The organism is Bifidobacterium hominis, from assembly GCF_040095915.1.
Classification (GTDB): domain Bacteria; phylum Actinomycetota; class Actinomycetes; order Actinomycetales; family Bifidobacteriaceae; genus Bifidobacterium; species Bifidobacterium hominis.
The window spans coordinates 228,010-254,449 of the sequence record NZ_JBBMFR010000001.1 but is presented as its reverse complement, the minus strand read 5'-3'; the positions used below and the strand labels follow the sequence as shown (position 1 = coordinate 254,449).

Annotated in this window: 22 protein-coding genes and 4 tRNA genes; 7 read left to right on the top strand and 19 right to left on the bottom strand. The window is 54.8% G+C overall.

Translation table 11 applies throughout. The features are described from left to right. Positions 1-4: 4 nt before the first annotated feature. The 12 genes from WMO36_RS01180 to trmB form a co-directional block, all read right to left on the bottom strand. Positions 5-670 (bottom strand): DUF4956 domain-containing protein, encoded by a 666-nt coding sequence (locus WMO36_RS01180; protein ID WP_349076485.1) that lies wholly within the window; start codon positions 668-670, stop codon positions 5-7. A gap of 89 nt (positions 671-759) precedes the next feature. Beyond that, positions 760-1,584, bottom strand: a complete 825-nt coding sequence (locus WMO36_RS01175; protein WP_080789766.1) for a polyphosphate polymerase domain-containing protein — start codon at positions 1,582-1,584, stop codon at positions 760-762. After that, entirely contained in the window at positions 1,574-3,388 is a 1,815-nt protein-coding gene (locus WMO36_RS01170) for a CotH kinase family protein (protein ID WP_349076481.1), read from the bottom strand. Before WMO36_RS01170 ends, WMO36_RS01175 begins: the two co-directional genes overlap by 11 nt. After that, positions 3,385-4,929 carry an exopolysaccharide Pel transporter PelG gene (gene pelG / locus WMO36_RS01165; RefSeq protein WP_195327657.1) on the bottom strand — a complete coding sequence of 515 codons (1,545 nt, stop codon included), beginning with the start codon at positions 4,927-4,929 and terminating at the stop codon, positions 3,385-3,387. The genes WMO36_RS01170 and pelG overlap by 4 nt, the downstream gene beginning before the upstream one ends. A gap of 1 nt (position 4,930) precedes the next feature. Continuing rightward, entirely contained in the window at positions 4,931-6,367 is a 1,437-nt protein-coding gene (gene pelF / locus WMO36_RS01160; protein WP_349076479.1) for a GT4 family glycosyltransferase PelF, read from the bottom strand. Beyond that, positions 6,364-8,244 (bottom strand): DUF2194 domain-containing protein, encoded by a 1,881-nt coding sequence (locus tag WMO36_RS01155; RefSeq protein ID WP_349076477.1) that lies wholly within the window; start codon positions 8,242-8,244, stop codon positions 6,364-6,366. Before WMO36_RS01155 ends, pelF begins: the two co-directional genes overlap by 4 nt. Continuing rightward, positions 8,241-9,155 (bottom strand): hypothetical protein, encoded by a 915-nt coding sequence (locus WMO36_RS01150; protein ID WP_349076475.1) that lies wholly within the window; start codon positions 9,153-9,155, stop codon positions 8,241-8,243. The genes WMO36_RS01155 and WMO36_RS01150 overlap by 4 nt, the downstream gene beginning before the upstream one ends. Beyond that, positions 9,152-11,308, bottom strand: a complete 2,157-nt coding sequence (locus WMO36_RS01145) for an NAD-dependent epimerase/dehydratase family protein (protein ID WP_349076473.1) — start codon at positions 11,306-11,308, stop codon at positions 9,152-9,154. Before WMO36_RS01145 ends, WMO36_RS01150 begins: the two co-directional genes overlap by 4 nt. A gap of 320 nt (positions 11,309-11,628) precedes the next feature. Continuing rightward, positions 11,629-11,704 (bottom strand) — tRNA-Phe (locus WMO36_RS01140). 21 nt (positions 11,705-11,725) lie between these two features. Then, positions 11,726-11,799, bottom strand: a tRNA-Asp gene (locus tag WMO36_RS01135). A 25-nt stretch (positions 11,800-11,824) separates the two neighbouring features. Next, a tRNA-Glu gene (locus WMO36_RS01130) sits at positions 11,825-11,896 on the bottom strand. A gap of 167 nt (positions 11,897-12,063) precedes the next feature. After that, on the bottom strand, positions 12,064-12,957 hold the full coding sequence (trmB, locus tag WMO36_RS01125; RefSeq protein ID WP_117793666.1) for a tRNA (guanosine(46)-N7)-methyltransferase TrmB: 894 nt from the start codon (positions 12,955-12,957) through the stop codon (positions 12,064-12,066). 175 nt (positions 12,958-13,132) lie between these two features. Between trmB and galE the strand changes: the two genes are divergently transcribed. Together galE and WMO36_RS01115 are read left to right on the top strand one after the other, a co-directional pair. Then, complete coding sequence (gene galE, locus WMO36_RS01120; protein ID WP_034880509.1) at positions 13,133-14,143, top strand: UDP-glucose 4-epimerase GalE; 1,011 nt, start codon at positions 13,133-13,135, stop codon at positions 14,141-14,143. Between the two features lie 249 nt (positions 14,144-14,392). After that, positions 14,393-14,466, top strand: a tRNA-Asp gene (locus WMO36_RS01115). A 165-nt stretch (positions 14,467-14,631) separates the two neighbouring features. Here the strand turns inward: WMO36_RS01115 and WMO36_RS01110 are convergent. From WMO36_RS01110 to WMO36_RS01100, 3 genes are read right to left on the bottom strand one after another with little or no spacing between them, the layout of a single operon-like run. Next, complete coding sequence (locus WMO36_RS01110; RefSeq protein ID WP_033524216.1) at positions 14,632-15,129, bottom strand: low molecular weight protein-tyrosine-phosphatase; 498 nt, start codon at positions 15,127-15,129, stop codon at positions 14,632-14,634. 4 nt (positions 15,130-15,133) lie between these two features. Further along, positions 15,134-15,799, bottom strand: coding sequence for a dihydrofolate reductase (locus WMO36_RS01105; protein WP_004219905.1), 666 nt, complete (start codon positions 15,797-15,799; stop codon positions 15,134-15,136). A gap of 57 nt (positions 15,800-15,856) precedes the next feature. Further along, positions 15,857-16,657: a thymidylate synthase gene (locus WMO36_RS01100; protein ID WP_171025347.1), complete on the bottom strand. Its 801-nt coding sequence runs from the start codon at positions 16,655-16,657 to the stop codon at positions 15,857-15,859. Between the two features lie 238 nt (positions 16,658-16,895). On the opposite strand from WMO36_RS01100, the gene WMO36_RS01095 reads away from it, so the two are divergent. Beyond that, positions 16,896-17,309: an OsmC family protein gene (locus WMO36_RS01095; protein ID WP_117611790.1), complete on the top strand. Its 414-nt coding sequence runs from the start codon at positions 16,896-16,898 to the stop codon at positions 17,307-17,309. Between the two features lie 77 nt (positions 17,310-17,386). Here WMO36_RS01095 and WMO36_RS01090 read toward each other — a convergent pair whose 3' ends face one another. The 3 genes from WMO36_RS01090 to WMO36_RS01080 all read right to left on the bottom strand — a co-directional run bounded on the left by WMO36_RS01090 (position 17,387) and on the right by WMO36_RS01080 (position 20,402). Beyond that, on the bottom strand, positions 17,387-18,421 hold the full coding sequence (locus WMO36_RS01090) for a universal stress protein (protein ID WP_195523622.1): 1,035 nt from the start codon (positions 18,419-18,421) through the stop codon (positions 17,387-17,389). Positions 18,422-18,582: 161 nt separating this feature from the next. After that, on the bottom strand, positions 18,583-19,338 hold the full coding sequence (locus WMO36_RS01085; RefSeq protein ID WP_211128844.1) for a C40 family peptidase: 756 nt from the start codon (positions 19,336-19,338) through the stop codon (positions 18,583-18,585). A gap of 122 nt (positions 19,339-19,460) precedes the next feature. Further along, entirely contained in the window at positions 19,461-20,402 is a 942-nt protein-coding gene (locus WMO36_RS01080) for a CHAP domain-containing protein (protein WP_271745258.1), read from the bottom strand. A gap of 182 nt (positions 20,403-20,584) precedes the next feature. Between WMO36_RS01080 and serC the strand changes: the two genes are divergently transcribed. Further along, complete coding sequence (gene serC / locus WMO36_RS01075; RefSeq protein ID WP_349076467.1) at positions 20,585-21,727, top strand: phosphoserine transaminase; 1,143 nt, start codon at positions 20,585-20,587, stop codon at positions 21,725-21,727. Between the two features lie 21 nt (positions 21,728-21,748). Beyond that, complete coding sequence (locus WMO36_RS01070) at positions 21,749-22,003, top strand: DUF2530 domain-containing protein (RefSeq protein WP_144090075.1); 255 nt, start codon at positions 21,749-21,751, stop codon at positions 22,001-22,003. 112 nt (positions 22,004-22,115) lie between these two features. Here WMO36_RS01070 and WMO36_RS01065 read toward each other — a convergent pair whose 3' ends face one another. Then, positions 22,116-23,297, bottom strand: coding sequence for a sensor histidine kinase (locus tag WMO36_RS01065; protein ID WP_099570926.1), 1,182 nt, complete (start codon positions 23,295-23,297; stop codon positions 22,116-22,118). Positions 23,298-23,488: 191 nt separating this feature from the next. On the opposite strand from WMO36_RS01065, the gene phoU reads away from it, so the two are divergent. Both phoU and WMO36_RS01055 read left to right on the top strand, forming a co-directional pair. Continuing rightward, positions 23,489-24,169 carry a phosphate signaling complex protein PhoU gene (gene phoU, locus WMO36_RS01060; protein ID WP_349076463.1) on the top strand — a complete coding sequence of 227 codons (681 nt, stop codon included), beginning with the start codon at positions 23,489-23,491 and terminating at the stop codon, positions 24,167-24,169. A 241-nt stretch (positions 24,170-24,410) separates the two neighbouring features. Next, positions 24,411-26,291, top strand: coding sequence for an oleate hydratase (locus WMO36_RS01055; RefSeq protein WP_349076461.1), 1,881 nt, complete (start codon positions 24,411-24,413; stop codon positions 26,289-26,291). The last annotated feature ends 149 nt before the right edge of the window (positions 26,292-26,440 follow it).

The window sequence follows — 26,440 nt, the reverse complement described above, 5'->3', positions numbered from 1 at the left end:
AAAACTATCCGTGGTATTCGCCGTTGTACTGTATCAGTGTTACGTCCTCGATACCGTCAATCGCACGGATACGCTCGGCGAACGTCATGTCCTTATCATCACAGAATACTTCAACCGCCATTTCCGTGCGTTCGCCACGCATGGTTTTGGATTTGACGAAGAATTTGGTGCGTCCGAACGCGCGCGTGATCTCATCTCCGACTACATCGCCCACATAGTGGATCACCGCAATGTACACGCGCCCCTTGTCTTGACGCGAGTAGAACAGAGCCAGCATGCCGATCATCACCAATCCGGCAACAATCACCAGCACATACATGCCGGCGCCCGCCGCAATACCAGACGTGATCGCCCAGAACAAATACAACAGATCCATCGGATCCTTGACCGCGGTACGGTAGCGCACAATCGATAATGCACCGACCATACCAAGCGAAATCACAATATTCGTACTGATGGCCAGCGTGACCATGCAGGTGAGCACGCACATGCCCACCAACGTAACGGCAAAACTGCGCGAATACACCACACCCGTGTAGAAACGGCGGTACACGCAGTAAATGACGATGCCGACGATCAACGCCACCAGCAACGCCAGCGCCATTTTGGGCACATTGTATTGGCCGAAGGATTTCAGCACCGACTTTTTGATCATGTCATTGACACTCATATGGTTTCTTTCTCTCCTGCTTCCTTGATTCGTAACGTTTGTTTTTGCTGGAATGCCAGTCAACATGCCAGCCGATTACAGGCTTGGCTTTACAGGCTTGGCACGCTCCAGCCTTCCTGCCAGTAGTCGAATCCCCGCAAATACGAGGCTTTGTCGTAGCAGAGCACGTATTTCGAAGCCGATGTCAACTCCTGCGCCTTGCCGGGCAGCAGATCACGCACCACTTGCGGCAGGAACTCGGTGAATTTGACCTCCATCACCAGCTTGCCCGGCTCAAGCACGGGCAGTACCGGCAGTGTGGAGTCGAAAATATCGAATCCGCCGACCGCCGCACGCACGTTCATATCGAAGGTGATGCGTACGGTTCCGGCGTCAAGAATCCACGGTTCGCGCTCATAATCGACGATCACGCGAGGGCGCATCACATTGCACATGCATTCCACATAAAACTCGCGGCACAACTGATACTCGCTGTCACGCAGAAATTCGTAATCGCCGGCAAGAATACGGTCGAACTGCTCGTGCGTGAGCGGTGCATCCTCCTTGTAGATCCAACTGTCGCTTTTGCGTTTGCGTTCCAGTTTGATCACACGATCGCTGTAATCGTAGATGCGAATACGGTATTTCCTACGCAGCAGCACACCGTCGACTTTTTCCTGATATGCGGTGTTCCAATAATCGTCGAAATACAGGCTGCGAATCATATAGCCGCCGTTTTTCGCATGCTTGTCGAGGCCAAGCAGCGGCGCCATACGCACGTTCAAGTCGGCTTTTTGCGCGTATGAGATCAGATATTTGAGCTCATGGCGGAACCGTTCCTTGGCTGTGCGCGGTGGAACGGATAATTCCTCGCCGACGCGATGTTTGATACGTTGCAGCAGCGACGTTCCGCGATTGCCACCATCACTGCACATTGGCATCCTCCATAATGCTGCCGTCGGCTTTCACATAGAAACACTTGGTGCCGTAGATCTTGTTGCCGTCGGTGACGTAGTAGTCAAACGCGTCCTGCGTCTCGCCTGATGCATTGCGCACGCTCACCTTGATGAAGTACTGGCCTTCACCAGGCATATCCATCACGGCTTCCGGCAATACGAGGTCGCTCTGTGTGAACACCACGTCTTTGCCTTCGTAATCCTTGGCCATGGTAACGGTATAGCGCAGATCCTCATCGTTGAAATCATAGGAGACATCCCAGCTGAGTTTGAGCTTGCCGTTGGTAGGAGTCGGCTTGCCGATATAGAACGGCATGGGCTTATTGAACCCGGTTCGGTACGTCTGGTAGTTCTGTTCGATTTCGCTGTGCAGCTGGTTCGCGATCACATCATATTGGCTTTTGGTGACGCCTTCATACATGGAATCAGGCATTTTCCACACATATTGTTCCGTAATGCTGCGGTAATGCTTCACCATGGAGTTGATGCGATTGGCATTCATGTACTTGTATTCGTCTTGTATTGCCTTGTCGAGCGCAGTTCGGAACGACTTGGTCTGCAAGCAGCGGCTAAACAGCATATTGCCCCAGTAGTTGCTGATGCCGTTCTCCCAGCTTTTGCCGTCGGAACGTTGTTTGATCTCATATTCCTTGCGCATGAGCATGCCGTCGTTGTCCCAGTCGAGCAGGTAAAAAGTATCCGAATTCGTAGGACTATACAGGTACATATTGCGGCTTTGCGTATCGATATTGCCGGTCAACAGCTGGAATGCCATCCAGTATGCGAGATTTTCGGTATCGAAATATTTGCCGAGAATGTCGCTCATCGGCACTGAATAATCGTTGAGCGCGTTCAACATGGCGATCAGTTTGGTATGGTCGTTGTCGCCTTTGATTTCCAGTTTTTCTTCGAATTTCGCTTGATCGTAGTCAGGATCATCGGCGAGTTTGATCACGTCTTCATCTCGATAGAATTCGAAATAATTGACTTTGTACAGCTGGCCGTTTTTATCGAGTCCGTGCACCTGCAATGCGGTTTTGTTGAGCTGTTCGACTTGCGTGTACAGACCGTAATCGTCGAAGGAATCCGATCCGCTGGTCTCGTCTTTCACGTACAAGTGCACGAATTGCGTGCGCAGTCCCATCATCTGGTCGATGCCTTTGATGAGATCGTACGCCATTTTGTTACGGAAACGCAGACCTTCGCCCATATGCTTGTTCAATGCGATGGTACGCTGCCCACGCCACTTGCCTTTGCCGCTTTTCAACTCGATCTTGTAGTTCTTCTGCTCGTTTTTGCTCGATGACTGGCCACGTATCTGCACGGTGGCGTTCGGCGCGCTTTCACCAAAACCAAGCTCCCCGGAAACCGGTCCTTGTTCGTCGCCGACCTGCAGCAAACCATTGACCTTGTAGCGGTCAACGCCCATGGCCGCATAGTCATCAACGGAATACTGGTTGATTTCACTCCAGCTATGGTCGGTGCCTTCCGACGAATTACCGCGCGATACCGTCAAATACATGGTTTCGACACCGCTATCGTCATACACCTTGTATAACGATTCGTTGTCGCGCAAGTGTGCGCCGTCGATGCTTTGTTCAGCGCTTTTCTTGACTTGCTCATGCGTCTGTGACGAATCCGATGATTGCGATTGTTCATTATCGTTGGGTGACGAAGTCGCACATCCGGCGCAGGAAAGCACCGTCAGCATTGCCGTCAATGCCGCTATTTGCTTGACAAGCGTGGTAATGGCTTTTGTGTTGCGTCGGTTCCACCATGTCATGATTTACGATTCCTCCCGATTATGACATCCGTTTCTGCAATATTCGCCTTGTCAGAAGACCGTGCATGCCCTGAGCGATGCAATGATTGGTCGACCCGCTGTTCGCCATGTTCAAGCAGTATGCCCAGTTCGGTGAAACGTCCACGTTTCGTTTGCGCCACAATCGGCTGCTGCCCCAGCACTCGGTATGGCAGATTGTCGGTGTATGAGGCGAGCCGGAATGTCGCATATATGGCGAACAGCGATGCCCCCATCAGAAAACCGAAACCGAACAGCGACGTAGTGAAGAACTGTCCGATTACTGTGAACACAACCGTCGAACCCGCAAACAATGCCGACGCCGTCAATGCACCGGAATAATCGGTAAAATACAGCAGAATCAGCATCACGGTGTTGCCGACCGCATAAAGGGCATACCCTACGCAGAGCACACGGAAATATCCATGCATCGCATCATTGAAACCCAAAGGAAGCGCGTTCAGCACTGTTTTTTCCAACGAAATCACGGCAGCGGTCACCAACAATTGCTTCAACGCCGTGTAATGCAATTCTCGATTGAGCACAGCCAACATTTCGTTTTCGGCAACGGTAATGTCTTTGACCGTGCCTCCATCATTCAACAGACTGTAATACGACCGATATGTTGGGTAGAAATTGACCTCCACCGACACCACAAAATTCACCGTGGTGATCAGAATCGTCAAAAACGCCAGCATGGCGGGCACATCGTAATATGGCGCGCCATAAAACAGGCCCTTCACCTTGATGCCGAGCGGACCGCACCATGTGATCACCAAATGGGCGAACAGTCCGATGGTGGTGAACAATCCGGTCAACGCCAACGGCAGAAACTGATCGACCCACTGCAAAAACAGCCACGGATGCTTACGACTTTGCGGAAAATAACGATGCAACAAGAGCACATCCCACACCAGCATCACACCATAGCCAAGCACCACTGCAAACAACAGCGACTCCACAGGAGGGCAGGCCAACGCAAGCAACACGCATGACGTAACGAACGCCACCAACACCGCAGCCACGAAAGAATACAGAATGCTTTTGTAATCCTTGATGGCCGTCAAATAGCTCATCGCATTCCAGTTGACGATCATTTCAAGAAACAGCCACAAGCACAACGCGCCCTGCATCAACGTGGCACCGGAAAACAGCAGGAAAACCGTGTACAACACCGCGCCCACCACCAGCATGATGCCAGTAGACCCCCAGAACGACGGCAGAATCATCTTCTCATCGTGATCAAACAACATATCCGCCAGAAAACGGGTGACCGGCATCGACAGAAAACTCGTCAACACCAACGAGGCAAGCAGCGTGTAGGTGATCATGCATACGAGCAGATCGCGGTCGGGGCGGCCCACCTGCCACCAGCTGCTCACGATCAGCACGCCGAACTGCAGGAGTACACCCAACAGCATCGGACCAGCGCAAATCACGCCGGCATAGCCGTAGGCTCGCAGCATCGCCATCAAGCCTCTACGGTGGAACAGTTTCTTCAGTTCAAATCCAATACCGGCCATATCAGCGCTCCAATCCGAACTGATTCAATCCGAACTGATCCGCGGTATCGCTATACAGCTTGCGATAATCGTCAAGCATGCGCTCATGCCGGTAATAGGCGTTCACACGGTTACGGCCAATCTGCCCCATGGTCTCACGCAGCGTGCGACTGGAACACATGCGTTCCATGGCTCGGCTCAGGCCCTCGCGGTACATCGGGGGCACGTAGAAGCCTGCCGTGCCGAAATCGTCGCCTTCCTCGCCTTCCAAAAGCTCACGGCAGCAGCCGACGTCAGTGGTCACGCAGGGGCGTGCGGCTGCGAACGATTCCAGCACCGACAGCGGCTGGCCTTCGGAAATGCTGGTCAACACGGTGAAATCAAGCTTGCGCATGTATTCGACCACGTTCACACGGCCGGTGAACTCAAGATTGCGCACACCCAACTGTTCCACAAGCTCATAGCATTCGTCGGCATACTCCTGATCGTCAACACCGCCGAGAATATGCAAGCGCACATTGTCAACGCGAGAGGAAAGCTCATGGAACGCGTGAATCAGGGTTTTCACATCTTTGATGGGCGCCATGCGCACCACCGCGCCGATATCAACCCAACCGTCGTCGGGTTTGAAAGGAATATCGCAGAAACGTTCGCATTGAATGCCATTGGGAATCACCTGGCAGGCATCGGCGGGCGCACCCATGCCAATTTGGATAAGACGGGCACGACCGAACAAGCTGGTGATGCGCCACGCACGATGGTAGATCTGTTCCGAAAGCATGTAGAAGAAGCGGATCCAACGCGGCCGGAACGCTGGCGACACCCATTCGGCGGAAATGATTTCCTCTTCTCGTTCACGCGTATAAATGCCATGTTCCGTAAGCAATACCGGCGCATGGTTGATACCCCCCCCCCCCAAACAAGCCAACAATCCGCCATATCCAGTGGAAATCGCATGGTAGATCTGCGCTTCCGGCACTTCGCAGCCCATCAAGTACAACACCGGCAGCAACATGGAGCGCACGGTATGGAAAGCGTCGGCATAGGCCGCATACGGATATTCTTCCATGCAGATTTGCGTAAACAAGTCGATGAATTCACGGCTTTGCAGGAACGACAGCGGATGCACGCCTCTGGTGTGGAACAGGTTGAACAGCACATCCCAGTCCGGGCTGCCAAGATTCACCAGTTCGCGCAATGACCGCAATTCTTCTTCGGTGAACGACACTTGCGCGCGTTCACCGCTCAGACGCAAGGCGTCGTCGAGGAACACCTCATGCACTTCCACCACATTGTCGGGCAGGTCATATACGAATTTGCCGCGGTCTTCGGCTTTGGCGCCGATCACCCACAATACGAACTCGTGCTCTTTCATCGCTTCGATATAACTGTGCATCCACGTGGACACTCCACCATGCACGTACGGGTAGCATCCTTCCAAAACCAGGCAGATTCTCATGCCTCTCCCCCAGTCTTGCGTTCGATATGAACCGTGGCGTTCGTGGCTTTGAGCAGATACAAGTTGCCGGTCAGCTTGGTGAGGCTTCCGCCACGAACCCTGCCAGGCGTGCCATTGTTGGCACGGAACATGAGCCACCCTTGATCGGTGAGGTTGCCAAGTTTCAGATCCCAACCATCGTCGGACGTTTCCATCGAAACGGTCAATCCCGAAAAACGTTGGATGGCTGCGGCACATTCCGCGCCTGTCCGCATACGAATGGACGGTGCCGACGATTCCAGCCAGTCAAGATAGTTTTCCAATCCCTGGTAGTACTTCTTCCATCCTTCTTTCGCTCCACGATCTTCATCAAGCAAATCGTCGGGATGCATGAAGTGCGTGCTCACATAGTGCATGTTCAGTTCGGAAACCGCGGCAAGACGCATGTACATGTCACCCACCATGCCGCCGGACACGATACGTGGAGCCTCCACCACGCCATCGGCCGCAACACCGAACTCCTGCACGTACGTCAAGGAACTGTCGGAAGGCATATACGTACTGGCGATGGCGCGAATCTGCGACATATCCTCGCCTATGATCTTCCGTCCTTCTTGGGAGAGGATATTCGACGGCGGCACGTATACCGACGATGTTGCGGCAGGCAATACGTCTTTCTGGAATGCGATCAGTTCGTTCAACGAATCGACGATGGCTTTGCGATTCGGCCACTGCACATACGCGTATTCCTTACCATAATCCGTATTCGGCAACACCAACGGCTGATGGTTGTACCCGTGATATCCGATTTCGCCGTTTTGCCGCAGCAGCAATCCTCCGTAATACTCGAATTGTGCGCCGTCCGTCTGCCGTACCGGATCATCCTTGGTGTCATCGCCGTAATTCTCAATCATCACACCGGTGAAACGAATACCGTACCGTTCCGCAAGACGCACCAAATCCGGCCACCATACTTGAGAATAGAATTCAGCAATACTCATGTTGTAGTCACGTTTGATGTATTTGCCATTGCCTGACGGTACCGGAGAGGGAAAATCATCCAAGTAGAACGCCGCGCTGTTGATCACCGGATAGGCCGTGGCAGAACCGAGCAGGCTGAACGCCGAAGCGTAAAATCCTCGAAACACCTTGCCGTAAATACCGATATTGCACACCACCGCCGAACCTGAATTCACGAACGTGCTCCAAATCAACGGTGTGCGCCCATTACTGCTGACGGCCTTGACCTGTGCGCGATCATTCAATGCGACACTCAGCGACGATTCAAACGGATCGCTGAATGTGTATGTCTGGCCGCCGCCCAACATGAAATCCTTGGAGGGTGTAATGCCCTTAGTCAGCACATATTCGTATGCGGACGATTCAATGCCGATCTGCGGGCCGATCACATCCAAATAGCCGGTTTTTTCGGGAGTCATGGCAAACATGACTCCTCCGCCTTTTTTGGCCCATTGCATGATTTGCAGCACATGCTCGCCCAGACGGTCGAGATTAGGCATGGCCACCACTATGGTGCTGTAGTGAGTCAACGCTGGAAATTCAGCGTTTTCGTCAGCCACGTCAACCACAGTGGTGGGGACTTTCATATCAAGCAGAATCTGGTCGAGCATGGCTTCGGCATCGCTGACGCCCTCCTGCGAACTGTCGACCACCAACAGATTCGTAGCTTTTTCGCCAGCGATGGCATTGGCTGCAGGAATGGCTTTGTTTCGATCCAAATACGTGATGTCGAACCGCGTGACACCGTAATGCACGCCCAAGCTTTCCACCAGCAACACCAATGCGATGGCCATGAACACGGCCCACACTTTGACCAAACCTTGCCAGCGGAATCGTTTCCACTTGGCCAACACGTCTGACAGGAATCCTCTGATCATGCGCGTTCAGCCTCCTTGGTTCCGGTCCAGAACCGCAGCACACGTCTTCCTTGGCCACCGAGATAAATATGCTTGCTTTCGATCTGCTGAACAGTGTGGCGCAACGCATCGCCATCATTGCGTGCGGCATCGAGTCGTAGACGCATCAGCCATACATCGCCTTGATCCGGCCACCGTTCCATAGCGCCGTCAATGGTGTGCGCGGCATCATCAAAGAGTCCAAGATCGATTTGCATTTGCGCAAGACGGCACGCAACGTAATAATCGCCATGTTGGCGAAGTCGTTCCTGCAATACTTCGGCATATCGCTGCTTCTGCAACTGCAATGCGTATCCTTGCGCAATACCGGAATTGATATATCGTTCCAGCGCATCGCAATAGCGTTCCAACATCGTTTCGGAATTTCGATGCTGCAGATAATCGTTGCGGCAGCGCTGCAATGCAAGATCTTCCTTGGCACTGATCTGTGCCAAGGCGGTAGCCGCGTAATGCACGACCTCCACATCCTCATTCAGTCGGGCCTGCGACAGCACATCGATATAATGGCTGGGATTGTCGTTGAGAATGGACATCACCAGACTGCGACGCTGACTCGAATCGTTGACGATCAACGCCTCTTCCAGCGGCACGGTATTGACGAAATCGGCTCGTTCCTCAACCAGAATGCTTCGACGTTCCTCATCGTCCACGCGCATCTGTTCGAGATCTGGAGCCGTATGCTCGCCCGTACGAATCAGCGTACGCACATGCAGCAAGAGCACGCATAACGGCCCCCACAGCGGCACCAACAGCATAAAAGGAAGCAGACGCCCTTCCACACGAAGCACGCCAAAACGAGACAATACGCACATCAGCACGCATACCAGCACATGTATGACGATAAGCAGCATCGTCACTACCGTTGTGTTCATGCCGTGCCGCCTTCGTGCGATTCGGCGGCCACTTGTTCCGAAGCCTCATCCAGCAGCGCGTCTTCCTCTTGCCCGGAAACGCGTGTCACATGCAATCCAGCTTGGGCCAAACGCTTGTTGATGATAGGCAGCTCATGCTTGCCGGCCTGGTTCATCAACACATACACGTTGCCGTCTTGCAGTACACCCGCCTCGTCCGTCTGACGAATGGCCCCCATGAGACGGCTGCCATTGTCTTGCCAAGCATCATCCACACGCAGCAGCAGGTGATCGCCCATATGGTCGTGCTTGAGTTCGTTGGCGGCAAGCACTTTGGGCAGAAACGCCCGAGTGTTCAGGAATTCGGTGCCCGGCACCAGCATCGCCTGACGCGCCACATTCTCATAGTCGAACGCACGCACCATCGCGGATTCCACCAAGCCGCACATGATGGTGAACAGGTTCTGGAAGTACAGATTCATTTGGTCGGGCTGCGCTTTGGCAAGCACAATCACCACGGCCAGCTTGCCATCGGCATGCACGCCTGCCGCATACATCGGAAGGTCCGGTTCGAGATTGCGGTTTACCCACAATCCACCATGATCCAAAGCTGTAATAATGTTGGCATAATTCTCAAGCAGCGCCGACTTGCTGAACAGGGATTCGGTTTGCGGACTCGCAGCCATCAAACGCGCGAATCGACCGCCGCTGTCAATGCGGTAAACACCGAAACTATCGCCGCCCAATGTGTCTTGCATAATGCGAATGGTCGTGTGATACAGCTTTTGCGGCTGCACTTCGTCCAATTCACGTGTCATCGCATACATTTTGCCGAAACTGTCACGCCTGCCGATAATCTGCCCGCGCAGCATACGACGATCATCGAGCACATCGTGGTACAGGTCACGCAGGAACGCAAGTCGTTCACGCAGCAAACTGTTTTCGTCACGCATGAATCGCAGGTTTTCGCGATTACGCAGCTGCACATACCCGCATACCGCGCCGGCAACGAAATACACCACAAACGCAAGCCAGTTCGACGTGTCGTAAAACAGCGGAGCGAATGAAGCGCCCTTCGATGCATACGACAACGCCATGCCGACACATGCGAGCACGGCCGCGAACACGCCTGCGTTCAGTCCGTGCATCGTGCCGACGATCACCACGAAAAACAGGCGCAAATCCACGGTTCCCAACTGGCTGTTGCCTTGTACCGCGGTGCGAAGCAGTTCTTCCAATATGAACGCGATGAAGATTTCGATTGCGATCCATGGTTTTGAATGGTTGCGTAGAAAATCCCAGACCGGGTGCTTCTTGGATTGTTCCTGAGCACGCGCTTCTTTCCAGCGCTGAAGCACAGGGGGAAGATCCTGTTTGAGCGAATATCGCGGCGACCAGCCATAGCGCAATCGCAGCACATGATCGTCTGCTGGGTAATGTTGGGGTCTGTCTTCGCCAAAAGTCACCGATAATCCGGGAAATGCCGCGCTGATCGCATCAGCCAAATCACCGTATGTGAAGTCGAACACGTTGGGCACATGGAAGATTTCGCTTTCGGCGGTCCAATCGTCGAACATGCGGTAGATCAGTTCGGCAAGATCGTCGGCGCAGAGAAAGCATGTCTGTTGCTGTTTGCGTTCGCAGAATGAGATCGACCCTGCCGATGCCTGTTCGAACAGTCTGCCGAAATATGCGGTTGCTCCATTGCGCTCGGGTGCATACAAGTATGGACAGCGAATGATTTTCGCTTCCAGACGGTAGGTGCGCGCGTAATACAGGCAGAGTTCTTCCGACGCTCGAGACGTCAGACTTTTGCTGGTATCACGTACGTCGGCGTTTTCCGGATAGGTGAATTCGGATTCCGGTCCGCATACCATCAGCATTTGCGTGGATCTGTTACGTATGGCGTGCAGCAATCTGCGAAGATATCCGAGATCGCCGTCACGCTCACTTCGCGGGGTGAGGCCTTCGGAAAAGAATACGATGCGATCGAATTCGTATGTGGTAAGAGTTTCGGCAAGGGTGTTGGCGTCAGACATGTTGACGATTCTGAGACGGTCATTGCCGTCTACGGTGCCTTCTCGTTCCGCTATCACCACATGGTCTCGGGGAAAGGAATGCTGAATCCACTGCTTGGTAATGAAGTCGGTGTTGCCGACCAGAAGCACTTCCATGCCGCCACCCCAGCGAATACTCCCTTAACGGGGTTACGGCATAACTCTGCCCACAAACCCCCATTGTTACTGCCTTACGGTGTTCCAGTGTAGCCAAATAGCAGACAGACTCCCCTCTAACGGAGGTTTTCTTAGTCATTTCTCAGTAACTCGCAAGTCAACATGACTTGCGTCGACCATTTTAGGGGGCTTACCCGCAATGCGAGCGCGTATTCAACCAACAGCCGGCATCAGTGGCTTGGCGCTAGACATACGGCCGCAATCGTCATACGTGTGGGCAAAAACAAAAAACCTCGGATGTTTCCGAGGTTTCAAAGCCATGGTGGCTCCGAGCGGCATCGATCCGCTGACCTAACGATTTTCAGTCGTTCGCTCTACCAACTGAGCTACAGAGCCATGAACAGGAACCTGTTCGAGCGACCCCGGCCGGACTTGAACCGGTGACCTCCGCCGTGACAGGGCGGCGCTCTAACCAACTGAGCTACGGGGCCATTGCCACCTTGTTACCAAGGTAAGTACCCCCTGAGAGAGTCGAACTCTCGTTGTCAGATTGAAAGTCTGGTGTCCTAACCGTTAGACGAAGGGGGCGCTTTCAGCGTTTCCGCTTGACAACTCGCTTAACTATACGCGAATCCTCAGAACATGCAAATCTCGGCGTGTCGCAGCGTCGCAAAATCGCCATCAACCCGTTGCCAAAGTGCTGAAAATCGTTGAAATCAAGCCATTTCAGCACTTCAACAACAGACCAACCGGCACTATACGCAGCGATAGGTGAAGTCATGAATCACACGACCGGCAGCAAGTCCTTTTTTCTCAAAATTCGTGAGAATTCGTCCGGAAAAACGCTCGGATTCGGTGAAATCGGCGTGTCGCAGACCGGCCGCTTCGTCGGCATTTCCCTTGCCAACATGCTCGACCGGCAAACTCACCGTAAGCATGCCGTCATTATGGAATCCTTCAAGACCATCCATCACCTCATGCACATGCAATGCATAGTCTTCGATGTCGGTGGCGATACGCCACACTCCCCCATCCCGCAACGTGCGATGAATCTCGCCGGCAAGCTCCGGCTGCACGATACGACGCTTGTGGTGGCGCATCTTGGGCCACGGATCAGGGAAGAAGGTCCATACTTCAGCGATCGATCCATCCGCCGCGGCTTTGAAGAGCTCAGGAGCGTTGACCTGCGCGATGCGCAGATTGGTCAGGCCCTGCTTGCCTGCGAGCAGCATGGTATGCGCCACGCCCGGATCATAGACCTCAAGCGCCAGGAAGTTCATATCGGGGTGTTCAGCAGCGGCCGCAACAACGTTTTCCCCCTGGCCGGTGCCGATTTCCACAATCAGAGGATTGACATTGCCCCACACATCCGCGATATACGCCCGATCGAACACCAGATCGCCTCGCACATCAAGCGACCCCTCGCCCGCGTTGATTTTCAGCAGATACGTATCTGCATAGGCATCCCATGCACGCTGCAAGCGTGCGTCGAGCCTGGCGGAACGACGCACGAAGGACAACACCTTGCGCCCATACAAGGCAGGACGCTGGCCAGCATCAGCCCGTTGTTCATCTTGCGTTTTTGACATGTTTTGTTCGTTTTCGCCGTTAACTTGATTTTCAGTCGGCGTGTTCACATCTTCTTGCATACCCTAATTTATAGAGGAAACGCAGGAAAGGGTCGATTATGTGCGTTCCTGTTCATGTGTTATACTCAAATTGTTCAAAAGGTAACAAACTAGAGCAAAAGTGAACAACGTTCGTTGGACGTTTGTTTTTCGAACCAAAGCGCTTTAACGCTCATTTTGGAGGAAAGGACAGAACATGACAGTTCTCGTCACTGGTGGGTGCGGCTACATCGGCGCTCACGTCGTCCACGCTCTTCACCAGGCCGGCGAACAGGTCGTCGTCGTTGACGATCTGAGCTACGGCAAGCCAACCCGCATCGAAGGCTCCCGCCTGTACGGCATGGATATCGCCGCACCGGGTGCCGGCGAACGCCTCGCCGAAATCATGAAGGCCGAAGGCGTCGATTCCGTCATCCACTTCGCAGCCCGCAAGCAGGTCGGCGAATCCGTTGAAAAGCCGCTGTGGTACTACCAGCAGAACATCAACGGCATGCTCAACGTGCTCATCGGCATGCGCGACTCCGGCGCCAAGAAGCTCGTCTTCTCCTCTTCCGCAGCCACCTACGGCGTTCCGCCGGTCGACGTGGTTCCGGAAGACGTCGTTCCGATGCTGCCGATCAACCCGTACGGCCAGACCAAGCTGTTCGGCGAGTGGATGGCACGCGCCTGCGAAGAGCCGTACGGCATTCGCTTCTGCGGCCTGCGCTATTTCAACGTGGCCGGCTGCGGCCCGGTCGAGCTTGAGGATCCGGCAATCCTGAACCTCATCCCGATGCTGTTCGACCGTCTGAAGAAGGGCAAGGCCCCTGCGATCTTCGGCGACGACTACCCGACTCCGGATGGCACCTGCGTGCGCGACTACATCCACGTCTCCGATCTGGCCGACGCCCACATCGCCGCCCTGAAGTATCTGGACCGCGATGAACGCAAGTACGACGCCTTCAACGTCGGCACCGGCGAAGGCACCTCCGTGCGTCAGATCGTCGATGAGGTCAAGAAGGTCACCGGCCTGCCGTTCGAAGAGACCGTCATGGCCCGTCGCGCAGGCGATCCGCCGCACCTGATCGGCTCCCCGAAGCGCATCAACGAAGAGATGGGCTGGCACGCACAGTACAACGTCGAAGACATCGTGAAGTCCGCTTGGGATGCATGGCAGGCCAATCCGGAACACCACATCGACGTCGAGACCTGGAAACAGACCGACTGATTCCACCAGCAATTCGTAGTGTCGTGAGCGACAACACGGCACCGCAACGGTAACGGCCGGTCGCATATGAGAAGTTTTCCCCTCATATGCGACCGGCCGTTGCTTTTCTTCCCTACTACTGCCGCAGTTTAAGCAAATACTTTCTTTCAGCAATTCATACGAATATTCATCGATGACACGCCGAAATTTGCACGATAGCGACTTTGCCGTAATATATCTATCTGTTGCCAGTCGCAAGGCTGAAACAACGGCCCCGTAGCTCAGTTGGTTAGAGCGCCGCCCTGTCACGGCGGAGGTCACCGGTTCAAGTCCGGCCGGGGTCGCTTTTTTTATTTCTATTTTTCTCTGATTTACATCAATTGCGCAATATTACTTTTGCAATCTCTTGCGATTTCTTAAGATCTTTCGAAATCATTGAAATCATACGGATACAAGAAAGCCCGGCTCTTGCGAACCGGGCTTTTCGACGGAAAAATCGTATGCAATCGTCAGAGCTGCCGCTCAACCCAATCAACGATGAACGGGGCCACTTCCTCAATCTGGTCAATCGCCACTTCGAATTCGCGGGCGCCGCCATACCAAGGATCGACCAAATCAATCTCACTTTCGTAGCCTGCGACAGGCTTGGCAAGATTCGGATCGAAACTACGGTACATATGCACGTTCTCACGCTTGGCCTGCGGCAGCTGACGCAGTAGCGCACGCATATGCGAAGCGGTCATCGGCAGAAACAGGTCGGTACGCTCGATCTCATCGCGGGTGATGCGATGGGCGAAATGATGTGCCGGCAGCTCATATCCACGCTCACGGAGCACCTTGACGGCACGACGATCGATCGGATTGCCATACTCTTCGTCGCTCACGCCACTGGACTCGACGTTGACCTTGTCGGCAAGGCCACGACGCTCGAATTCAGTGCGCAGAATGATTTCGGCCATGGGAGAACGGCAGATATTGCCGGTACACACGGTCATCACGGTATACATACGGTTACTCCTCGCGATTCTTCGCATACGTCATGAAACGGAATCCGGCGATATCTCCGGAACCCTTCCGCGTGTTCTGCCACACGCCCTCTTCAAGCACCTTCCAAGCGCCGGATTCCACCAGCGACTTCACGTCGGGCGCGTAGGTATCGGCATCGGCATGCATGCTGATCTGCGTCACATACGCCTTGTCCGCAAATGGCATGGCCTCGCGGAACAGCTGACCGCCACCGATAATCCAGATTTCGCTGCGGTCAAGACCGTCATCCGGAATGGCTTCCTGTCGTGCCAGATCAAGCGCATCATCCAGACTGTCGACCACGGTCGCTCCCGGCGCAGTGTAAGCCGGATCACGCGAAACCACGATATTGTCGCGATTCGGCAACGGACGATACTTCGGGCTCAGGGACTCCCACGTCTTACGCCCCATAATGACCGGATGCGAGACGGTAAGCTCCTTGAAACGCCTCATATCCTCGGGCAGATGCCATGGCATGCCACCCTCGAATCCGATGGCGCCGTCATGACCTTCCTTGTCACAGGCCTGCGCCCAAATCAGATTCACCGAGAACGTCTTGGGGAAATCATCGCCCCAATCCTCCTCGTCCTCAAGCCCGGCAAGTCCGGGCTCGGGTTCGTGATAGCCACTGCGGCTACTGTCATGCTCCATTTCACTCACTCCTTGCAGTCGAACTAGGGTCAGTAGTCTAACGTCTGGCGACGACTCTCAGACCGCCACCGGCGCCTTGATGGTTGGATGGTGCTGGTAGCCGACGATTTCAAAATCACTGTAATCGTAATCGAACAGCGAATCGGCTTTGTTAATACGGATCTGCGGATACGGGTATGGATCGCGGCTCAACTGCTCCAACACCTGGTCGATGTGATTGTCGTACACGTGGCAGTCGCCACCCGTCCACACGAACTCCCCCGGCTGCAGTCCCGCCTGCTGAGCGATCATCAACGTCAACAGCGAATAGGATGCGATATTGAACGGTACGCCGAGGAACATGTCGCAGGAACGCTGATATAGCTGGCACGAAAGTTTGCCATCCGCCACGTAGAACTGGAAGAGCGCGTGGCATGGCGGCAACGCCATATTCTCCACTTCGGCAGGATTCCAAGCGGACACGACCATACGACGAGAATCCGGGTGATTCTCGACAAGATCAAGCACATTGCTGATCTGATCGATGGTACGGTTCGGATCATCGGGCGTGGGCGCCGGCCAGCTACGCCACTGCGCGCCGTATACGGGACCCAAATCGCCGTTCTCATCGGCCCATTCGTCCCAAATATGCACATTGCGCTCCTGCAGCCAACGCACGTTCGTGGAACCTTTCAGGAACCACAGCAGCTCATAGGCAAGTCCCTTGAAAAACACCGTCTTCGTCGTGAGCAGCGGAAAATACTCGCTCAGGTCGAATCGCATCTGCTGGCCGAACAGGCTGACGGTACCAGTGCCCGTACGATCGGACTTCAACGTGCCTTCCGTCAGGATCTTGCGCACAAGGTCTTCATATGGCATGGGAATGTCGGTTTCCGGGCGTGCCGGAATACGGGTACGGATATCTGCAAGTTGTTCAGGTGTCAAAGCCATGGTTGCAAGCTTAACAGTACAGAACGGCAGGTCAAGCATATGCCACCCGCGCGTTGATTGTTTACGCTTTTCGGAATGCCTCCTAGCGAACAGGCATCAATGGATTACATTAGGTATGTAGGCGAGGAGCGAACGGCGCTCCCGGCAAGACGATGAGGAGTTCACCATGGGCAAAAGACTGTGGGTCGAGCGTAACAAAGACGGTTCTTGGGATGCTTTCGGCGAGGATGGCGCGCATATCAAGTTCGGCAAGGGTCGTGGACAGTTCACGCCGGGCGACCTGATGAAGATCGCGCTGGCCGGTTGCGCCGCACTGTCAAGCCAGTTCGCCGTCGAGCATACGCTGGGCGAGGGCAAGGGCGCGAAAATCGTTGTGGACGGCACCTATGACGCCGACAATGACGCATACATCGGTTTCGACGAACAGGTGGTCATCGACGCCACCGACGCCGGTCTGAGTGATGAGGATGCGGCAAAGCTTAAGGAACGCGTCACCCGACATATCGACAAGGGCTGCACGGTGAAGCATACGTATGTGGAGAAGACTCCGGTCCGCATGGACGTCACCATCAAGCACTGACGTTTTCTTTTTTAAAAAAAAATGGCGATTGCAACGCTTTTCATAGCATTGCAATCGCCATTTTCTATTTATTAGATTTACTGACGTTCCGGATCGATCTTGGTTTCGATGGCTTCGACCACATCCGGCTCGGCCTTGGAGACCGGCACTTCCTCGACGCCCTTGATATCGTCAAGAGCCTTTGGCTTGACTTCGGCTGGCGAGCTTGGAACCGTATCAAGACGGGTTTCCGCCGCCTCGACATACTTGCGGGGCACCACATATACCGGGCCGACCGCATGCTGCAGCAGACCTTGGCTGGTGGACCCCAGCAGCAGGCCCGTGAAGCCGCCACGGCCACGAGAACCAACCACAACGACGTCATGGTCATAGCTGGCCTTGGTCAGCGCGCCGACAGCCGGACCAGGCACGATCTGCTTGTTGATCTTCAAGTCCGGATGGGCTTCCTCCAGCGGCTTGATGCGCACTTCAAGATCATCTTTGAACGAGGCCATCACGCCTTCGTCATCGGAACCCTTCATGTTCGGCACCGCGGAAATGACGTCAAGTTCGGCACCCCACGCGGCAGCGAAATCGGCTGCGATCTCAAGAGCCTTCAAACCCCACTTGGATTCGTCGGAACCGACGGCCACCTTGGTGATGGTGTTGTTCAAATGCATCAGATTGCCATCATCGTCGGTGTACGGCACAACCACGATCGGGCAGTACGCATATGCCGGCAAGCTGGAGCTGGTGGTGCCCAGCAGGCGTTCCGCCAAGCCTCCCTTGCCTCGATTGCCGATGACGATGAGATTGTAGTTGCGAGACAGTTCCACGAACACGGAAGCCGGATCGCCGGTGACGATGAGGGTCGTCGCCTCCACACCCTGCTCATCGGCGATGGCCTTGGCCTTCGACAGGATCTCCTGAGCGTCGCTATGGGCCGCATTGTCATCGCCCATGGCGGTATACGTCGCATCGAAGGAAACCGCCGCATAACTCGGCAGCGAATACGCACATACGATTTGCAACGTCAATCCCGCATGTTTCGCATAGTTTGCAGCCCACCATGTTGCCTTATAGCTGGCGTGGGATCCATCAACACCAACGAGGATTGCCTTGTCGTTAATCATGGGACGACCTCCTTGAATCACCTCGGCAACGCCACCATGCATTGCCTCTAGGCTCCACCATACCGCGCGACATGCGGTTTTGTCAGCAACGACTCGGCCATTTCCATACAAAAAGGCGTATCCCGAAAGGACACGCCTTAAAAAACAAACCGTATGTTCACTCAGAGCACACGACGAATAGCATAGCCACCCGAGAACACGGCCAGCGACGTAACCTGCGTTCCCTGAGCTGGGTTCAGCGCATTGATCACCATGCCGTTGCCAATATAGATCGCAGCGTGCTGTGCATTAACAATAATGTCTCCAGGAGCCGCTTCGGCAATGCTTCCAACAGCCGTTCCAACGCTCATCTGAGCACCGGAATAATGCGGGAGACTCACGCCGAACTGGGCGAACACCCACTGCACGAAACCAGAGCAATCCCAACCGGACGGAGTATTGCCCCCAGCCACATACGGATAGCCCTGGAACTGCAGAGCATAGTTGGCTAACGCCTGACCAGTAGCACTCGCAGGGGCGGTAGGAACGCTGATTGCAGCGCGTTCGGAGGAACGGCTGGCAGCCTGGGCTTCAGACTGCGCCTGCGCCTGAGCCGCCTGCTCCTGGGCTTCAGCCTCAGCTTGCGCCTGAGCCTTCTGGTCTTTTTCCGCTTGAGACTCAGTCTGCGGAACATCCAAGCTTTCAATGCCACCCCAATCGGCGTTGGACTCAACATCCGTGGATGTGTGCTCGGCAAGGAAATTACGCTTGGCCGCGGTGGTCTTCGGGAAAGAACGCGTAGCGGTTACCGTGGTACCAGCCATAGCATTGCCTGCGCTTGCGATCGGAACCGCCGCACCCAACACGGCAGAGACGGCAACAACGGCGAAGATACTCGTGAAACGTTTAGCAATATTCATCGTATCTAAAGCTACCATGAACGTTCCCCGACAACAGAACAACAAGACAACAGGAACAGTGCCATATCATGCGACACGCCGATAAAATCGCGCTATCCCAAAGGAGAAGGCAAACTCAAATAGACTGAAGAACAGTGAAATCAGTAATGAATATATGTCAGCTGCGAAGCTTCCTGCGCAGTGAACGTACGATCGGAAATCACGCCAAGACCCTTGACATTGGATTCCGAAATCTTAATTGAACCGTCAGCATGCACTTCTTCGACAATTGCAACATGCCCGTAAAAGCTGTCCGCATTCAGCTGGCCCGGAGCGAACACCACGATATCGCCAACATGACGCGCCGTATTATCAACCCAATAGCCGAGAGCGCGAGCGGAATCACCCCAACTCCGCGCATCTCCAAAATGGCTTCCGACAGGCAGACCAAGCTGTGCACGACGAGTATACGCCCACCATGTGCACTGACCGTATGGGTAGTCATTGCCGGTGTCCCCGGTGTCGTGGTTCGGGTTGAAATCCGAGGGAAGCTGACCGGCATCCTGATCCATGAGAACGGCGACATTGGGATTGTCAGCAATGGACTTCGACAGAAGATTGGTATCCATGGAGGAGTTGGTCTCGCCGAGCTGCCAATCACCATTGTTGCTGGTGGAGGCCAGGGAGTCGAGACTACTGCGGGACTCGGAACGGGATGCCGCATCGTCGGAGATACGCTTCATCTGCGTGGTAGTGGTGGCATTGTCAGCGAAAGTCATTTCAGACGCATTCTGCTGGCTGACCGCCATGGCAGTGGCCGCGGTACCAACCAACGCAGCCAGCGATGCGGAAGTCACGAATGCGGAGCGACGGCCGGCTGCACGAGCGGCCTCACGCATGGCGCGGCGGCTCATCGGAGCCACCTCATTCAGCTTCTTGGCAACCGCAGGCTCAAGACCTACAACGGCACCCTCACCATTTGCCAGCTGGACCATACGAACGGCCTTGGCGGTGTGGGAACCGCGGCTCGAGGTGAACAGCGCCTTGGCAACGCTGAAACGCTCATTCGAAACCTTGGCAGCTTTATGCGCCGCATGCCTCATATATCAACACTCCTTGCGGATTACTTCAACCACAGCAAACTTATGGCCGCGTGGTTACAGAACCGTCACGGAAGTTTACGCTACACCGACACCGGGATATCGCAGTCATCATCGTCACGTCATGGTTCCGAAAAGCGGTCATCACCACGCACAATCCGACCATCTGACTACCCTAGGTTGTCATGACGAATACTGTGACCATTCCTTCCAACGTGCTTCCGGAAGACGGACGTTTCGGCTCAGGGCCGACCAAAATCCGCCCGGAGCAAATCCAAGCGCTCGATAAGGGAGCCCGTAATCTTCTGGGAACCTCCCATCGACAGACCCCCGTCAAGCAGGTGGTCGGCTCAATCCGCGAAGGACTGTCCGAATTCTTCCAGATTCCCGACGGCTACGAAGTGGTGCTGGGCAACGGCGGAGCCAGCGCGTTCTGGGATATCGCCTGTGCCTCGCTGATCACCCGCAAGGCCGCATTCGGCACGTACGGCTCATTCAGCTCGAAGTTCGCCAAGTCGGCGCAATCCGCGCCGTTCCTCGAAGAGCCGGAGATTTTCGCAGGAGAGCCGGGAACTTACCGTCTGCCGGAGCTCACGGAATACGTGGACACCTACTGCTGGGCCCATAATGAGACTTCCACCGGCGTTGCCGCACCGATCAAACGCATAGCAGGCACCAAGGAACAGGGCGCGCTCACGCTGATCGACGCCACCAGCGGCGCCGGAGCGCTGCCGGTCGACATCAGCCAGACCGATGCCTATTATTTCTCCCCGCAGAAGGCCTTCGGTTCCGACGGCGGACTGTGGATCGCCGTGCTCTCCCCCGCCGCGGTCGAACGCGCATACGGCATCGCCAAAAGCGTGGATCTTCCGGGCGCACGCCGCTGGATTCCCCCGTTCCTATCGCTCACTTCGGCCATAGAGAATTCGCGCAAGGATCAGACGCTCAACACTCCGGCTGTGGCTACGCTGATCATGTTGGAAAACCAAGTGCGCTGGCTCAACGACAACGGTGGCCTCGCCTGGGCTTCGGCACGTTGCGCAAGGTCGGCGTCCCTGCTGTACCAGTGGGCGGAAAAGTCCGATTACGCTTCCCCGTTCGTCGCCGACAAGAACGCTCGTTCCAACGCCGTGGTCACCATCGACCTTGACGAACGCATCAGCGCCACCCAAGTGGTCGCCGCACTGCGCGAAAACGGCATTGTGGACACCAACGGATACCGCAAGCTGGGCCGCAACCAACTGCGCATCGGCGTGTTCCCATCGGTGGATCCGAGCGATGTCGACTCGCTCACCCGCTGCATCGACTATGTGGTGGAACATCTGTGACGCAAGGTAGGGTATGGCGATATGAAGATTGCTCCGATCATTGACCCCAGCGTGAGGAAGCCCTCACCAAAACCAGTGCGCGTGGACTTGCGCAAGGTGTTCACGTTCGGCACCGCGCTTTGGGCCATCGCACTGATCGTCTGCATCGTATTGCTTGCGTTCGGCATCAACGCCGAACGCGCGCAGACCGTATGCGAAGCAGGTACGATCATCGGTGTGCTTATGCTAGTTTGGGAACATTTCGATCGCTGGGATTACCGACGTCTCGGCGAGTAACCGTCAACACGAACAACCGGCAGCATACCCCCGAAAATTTTCTCATAAATAAAAGCATGATGCCCGTCTTGCCTTGTTGAAAGCAAGACGGGCATCATGTTGTCTCCCTGTATTATTCTCCAGCCAACGGCAATACCAGTGCGAACGTGCTCCCCTGCCCCGGACTGCTCCACACTGAAGCGGAACCATGATGTGTCAACGCAACATGCTTGACAATCGCAAGTCCCAAACCAATACCATCGCCAGAATGATCATTCTGATTATTACCACGGTAGAATCGCTCGAAAATGCGGCCTTGCTCGCCAACGGCAATGCCAGCGCCACGATCAAGCACGCTGATCACCGCCTCCGTGCCCTCCTCATTGGCTTTGGCCACAACATTGATCGTCGAACCGTCCTTTGAATAGGTGATGGCGTTTTCAACCAGCTTGGCAAGCGCCGCCTGAATCTGTTCGGCATCGCCATTGATTTCCAAGCTTTCGTCGCCCTTCATATCGATGGTGATATTGCGTTGCGCCGCCACCTCACGATGGGAGTCGACCACAGCCCGTACCGGGCCCATCACATTGATGCGATTGTCTGCGGTCGGCAGAATCGGCTCCTGCGCCTTGATAAGCAGCAGCAGGTCGGAAATCATATGTTCCAAACGAGAGCAGGACTGACGCAATTGCATGGCGTCGCGCTCAACATCCCGCTGGCTTGTTCCACCTTGTTCCACGATATCCGCCAACTGTTCCAGCGATTGCGTGGGCTTGAGCAGCTGTTCGGACACATTGGTGATGAAGGAGTCGCGTATCTGCGAGAATCGTACGCTTTCGCTGACGTCGCTGATCAACACCACCACAAGATTGTCGCTGAGTTTGCCGACGATGACTTTCAACCAGTTTGGCCTTGACACGGTTGCCGTGGGCTTGCTGGCTGACTGTTGCCCAATCAGCGCCTGTTTCGCGGCTTGGCGAGTGGAAAGCCTGCCTGCTTTCGGCGCACGCTGCGCAACATACGCGGTGGTGGTGGTCAGATCGAACTGCTTTTTGCCACCGAAGGAGCGCACTTCGCGCACCGCCTGAAGCACACTGTCTTCGATGATGACGTCGTCCCGCACCACGCCAAGCGAATATGCGGAAGGATGCGCACGAATCACCTCATCATGCTCATCAATCACAATGGAAGCCAACGGAAGCACGGAAAGCAACGCATTAGTGGCATCATCCAATGTATCAGCATCGGCATCATGCTCATCATCGTCGTTGCGGTGCGTCAATGAACGCCACCACGAGCCCAAAGATTCAACCATGGTTTCATTCTCGCATACTCCTACGGCTCCTATGTTCACGACACCACAGCCCGTTCATGAACGCAAGGTGAACGCGCCGGTGAACTTTCACGGAACAACACAAACGCTGGTTATGAATATGGCGTTTCTCTAATAGACTTATGAAAGGTATTACCAGACCTGAAATTATGAAGCATTGAAAGGCAAGTCACATGCGCGTTATTTTCAACGAAGAGCTCAAGGCTGTTGCCGATGATCTCGACCATATGGTCAAAGGCGTTCGCAAGGCGATCAACGGCGCCGGCGACGCGCTGCTGAACCAGAATCTTGAAGCCGCCCAGGCCGTTATTGACGGCGACATCGAAATCGACGCCCTCGAAGCCAGCGTTGTCGACCAATGCGTGAAGCTGCTGGCCAAGCAGAACCCGGTTGCCACCGATCTGCGCGTGGTTGTTTCCACCATGCGTTTGGCTACCACTTTCGAACGTATGGGCGATCTGGCTCGTCACATCGCCGAAGCCGCCCGCCGCACCTACCCGGCTTCCCCGCTGCCGCCCGAAGCCCAGACGCTGTTCGCCGAAATGCAGGCGTTCCTGAACGACGTCGCCGACCAGACCGTGGCCATGCTGTCTGACCGCGACACCAAGACCGCCGAACAGATCATCACCAACGACGACAAGCTCGACGAACTGCACAAGAAGACCTTTGAACTGGCTCAGTCCGCGGATTGGTCCGGCACCAACCAGCAGCTCATCGACGTGGTGCTGATCGGCCGCTTCATGGAGCGTCTTGGCGATCACGCCGTGTCCGCGGCTCGCCGCGTGGTGTACATCGTCTCCGGTTTCGACCCGTCCAAGGAGCCGACCCGCGACGAAGACACCGACATCGCCTGATTTTTTCTTGCGATCTTCTTTTTCATCTTCCTTTTGAGAAGGCGGCTTCCGTTCCCCACTGAAGCCGCCTTCTTGTTTTGTTTTTGCAATCTTTCAGCACGAATCGTCAAGCACTATCTCCCGCATTATTTCACTTTCGTCAAGCCGTAAGAAAAATTAAACAATCTGTCTATTTTTTGCCCATATACTTTTACGCAATGTCGCGGCACAATATGTGCAGTGACATCCAAAGGAGGCAGTCATGTATTATTCCAACGGCAATTACGAAGCATTCGCCCGACCGAAGAAGCCCGAAGGCATGGACAGCAAGAACGCGTACATCATCGGCACCGGCTTGGCCGCACTCACCGCAGCCTGCTACCTGGTGCGAGACGCGCAAATGCCGGGCAGCCACATTCACGTATTCGAAAAGGACGCGGTTCCGGGAGGCGCCTGCGATGGCGCAAATATTCCCGGCGTCGGCTATGTGATGCGCGGCGGCCGTGAAATGGACAACCATTTCGAAGTGATGTGGGACATGTTCCGTTCCATTCCATCCATCGAAACGGAAGGCGTTTCCGTACTTGACGAGTATTACTGGCTGAACAAGGAAGATCCCAACTTCTCACTCTGCCGCTCCACAAAAGCGCGCGGCGTTGACGCAGGCACGAACGGCAAATTCAATCTGTCAGACAAAGCCTCGATGGAGATCATGAAATTGTTCTTCACGCCGAATGAGGAACTGTACGGCAAGAAAATTTCTGATTATTTCGACGATGAGGTTTTCAATTCGAATTTCTGGATGTACTGGCGCACTATGTTCGCCTTTGAAAATTGGCATAGTGCGTTGGAAATGAAGCTGTATATCCGTCGATACATTCATCATATTGGCGGATTGCCAGACTTCAGTGCGTTGCGTTTTACCCGTTACAACCAGTATGAGTCGATGATTCTGCCGATGATCAAGTATTTGGAAGGATTCGGCGTGCAGTTCCACTACAACGCGAAAGTGGAGAATGTCGATTTCAAGATTGGCGGTGGTATGGGTCCAGTTCGGCAGCATACAGGCACCGGTCAAGACACGATTTTGAAGAAGCAGGCTGAATCCGGTGTGTTCGTACGCAATCCGTATAGCTCACCAACCAAGAAAATGGCCACGCGCATCGACTTGACCGAGGCGGATGGCACCGCGCGAAGCATTGACTTGGGCGAAAACGATCTGGTATTCATCACTAACGGTGGTTGCGTGGAGAATTCGACCATAGGCTCGCAGACCGAAGCAGCCGCATGGGCTCCGGAGATCAAGCCCGGCGGCGGCTGGGATATGTGGCGTCGCATCGCCAAGCAAGACCCGAGTTTCGGCCACCCGGACGTATTCTGCGGCGATCCGGAGCATTCGAAGTGGATGAGTGCCACCGTTACCACGCTTGACATGGAGATTCCGCCGTATATTCAGAAAATCTGCAAGCGAGACCCGTTCACCGGCCATGTGGTGACCGGCGGCATTGTGACCGTCGAGGATTCCAATTGGCTTATGAGCTGGACGCTGAACCGTCAACAGCAATTCCGCGAACAGCCGAAGGATCAGCTGAGCATATGGGTGTACGGCCTATTCCCCGACAAGCCGGGCAATTACGTGAAGAAGACGATGCAGGAATGCACGGGCGAGGAGATCTGCGAGGAATGGCTCTACCATATGGGCGTGCCGACCGACAAGATCAAGGATCTCGCCACGAATCATGCGAACACCGTGCCGGTGATGATGCCATACATCGATGCGTTCTTCATGCCACGTTCCGCCGGCGACCGCCCTGATGTGGTACCTGATGGTGCCGTGAATTTCGCATTCCTCGGACAGTTCGCCGAAACCCCGCGCGACACGATCTTCACCACCGAGTATTCGATGCGCACCGGTATGGAAGCAGTGTACACGCTGTGCGACGTGGATCGTGGCGTGCCCGAAGTGTGGGGTTCGGTCTACGACGTGCGTAATCTGCTCAACGCCACGGTGATGCTGCGTGACGGCAAGCCGATTACCGACATGAAACTCAACCCCATTGAAAAGACCGTGCTGAAACAGATTCTGAAGAAGCTCGATTCCACCGATATTCCGATGTTACTTAAGGAATACGGTGTGATCTGAGCCGATTGCGATTGACCTGCCGCACATCTCATGTTCCGTATTCCATACGGCAGACGGATGCAATAGCCCAACAAAGGCAACGTATATGAAAAGGTGGAAACCCACGTACTGTGGATTTCCACCTTTTCATATACGTTCCGTGCGATTGA

What these genes read in the sequence shown, in the direction of transcription:
- WMO36_RS01175 (WP_080789766.1), bottom strand. Translation starts at nt 1,584, where the DNA reads ATGTGCAGTGATGGTGGCAATCGCGGAACGTCGCTGCTGCAACGTATC.
- WMO36_RS01150 (WP_349076475.1), bottom strand. Translation starts at nt 9,155, where the DNA reads ATGAACACAACGGTAGTGACGATGCTGCTTATCGTCATACATGTGCTG.
- pelG (WP_195327657.1), bottom strand. Translation starts at nt 4,929, where the DNA reads ATGGCCGGTATTGGATTTGAACTGAAGAAACTGTTCCACCGTAGAGGC.
- phoU (WP_349076463.1), top strand. Translation starts at nt 23,489, where the DNA reads ATGCGCGTTATTTTCAACGAAGAGCTCAAGGCTGTTGCCGATGATCTC.
- WMO36_RS01085 (WP_211128844.1), bottom strand. Translation starts at nt 19,338, where the DNA reads ATGGTAGCTTTAGATACGATGAATATTGCTAAACGTTTCACGAGTATC.
- WMO36_RS01080 (WP_271745258.1), bottom strand. Translation starts at nt 20,402, where the DNA reads ATGAGGCATGCGGCGCATAAAGCTGCCAAGGTTTCGAATGAGCGTTTC.
- WMO36_RS01100 (WP_171025347.1), bottom strand. Translation starts at nt 16,657, where the DNA reads ATGCCATATGAAGACCTTGTGCGCAAGATCCTGACGGAAGGCACGTTG.
- WMO36_RS01145 (WP_349076473.1), bottom strand. Translation starts at nt 11,308, where the DNA reads ATGGAAGTGCTTCTGGTCGGCAACACCGACTTCATTACCAAGCAGTGG.
- WMO36_RS01180 (WP_349076485.1), bottom strand. Translation starts at nt 670, where the DNA reads ATGAGTGTCAATGACATGATCAAAAAGTCGGTGCTGAAATCCTTCGGC.
- trmB (WP_117793666.1), bottom strand. Translation starts at nt 12,957, where the DNA reads ATGCAAGAAGATGTGAACACGCCGACTGAAAATCAAGTTAACGGCGAA.
- WMO36_RS01055 (WP_349076461.1), top strand. Translation starts at nt 24,411, where the DNA reads ATGTATTATTCCAACGGCAATTACGAAGCATTCGCCCGACCGAAGAAG.
- serC (WP_349076467.1), top strand. Translation starts at nt 20,585, where the DNA reads ATGACGAATACTGTGACCATTCCTTCCAACGTGCTTCCGGAAGACGGA.
- WMO36_RS01170 (WP_349076481.1), bottom strand. Translation starts at nt 3,388, where the DNA reads ATGACATGGTGGAACCGACGCAACACAAAAGCCATTACCACGCTTGTC.
- WMO36_RS01105 (WP_004219905.1), bottom strand. Translation starts at nt 15,799, where the DNA reads ATGGAGCATGACAGTAGCCGCAGTGGCTATCACGAACCCGAGCCCGGA.
- WMO36_RS01155 (WP_349076477.1), bottom strand. Translation starts at nt 8,244, where the DNA reads ATGATCAGAGGATTCCTGTCAGACGTGTTGGCCAAGTGGAAACGATTC.
- WMO36_RS01070 (WP_144090075.1), top strand. Translation starts at nt 21,749, where the DNA reads ATGAAGATTGCTCCGATCATTGACCCCAGCGTGAGGAAGCCCTCACCA.
- WMO36_RS01065 (WP_099570926.1), bottom strand. Translation starts at nt 23,297, where the DNA reads ATGGTTGAATCTTTGGGCTCGTGGTGGCGTTCATTGACGCACCGCAAC.
- WMO36_RS01095 (WP_117611790.1), top strand. Translation starts at nt 16,896, where the DNA reads ATGGGCAAAAGACTGTGGGTCGAGCGTAACAAAGACGGTTCTTGGGAT.
- galE (WP_034880509.1), top strand. Translation starts at nt 13,133, where the DNA reads ATGACAGTTCTCGTCACTGGTGGGTGCGGCTACATCGGCGCTCACGTC.
- WMO36_RS01110 (WP_033524216.1), bottom strand. Translation starts at nt 15,129, where the DNA reads ATGTATACCGTGATGACCGTGTGTACCGGCAATATCTGCCGTTCTCCC.
- pelF (WP_349076479.1), bottom strand. Translation starts at nt 6,367, where the DNA reads ATGAGAATCTGCCTGGTTTTGGAAGGATGCTACCCGTACGTGCATGGT.
- WMO36_RS01090 (WP_195523622.1), bottom strand. Translation starts at nt 18,421, where the DNA reads ATGATTAACGACAAGGCAATCCTCGTTGGTGTTGATGGATCCCACGCC.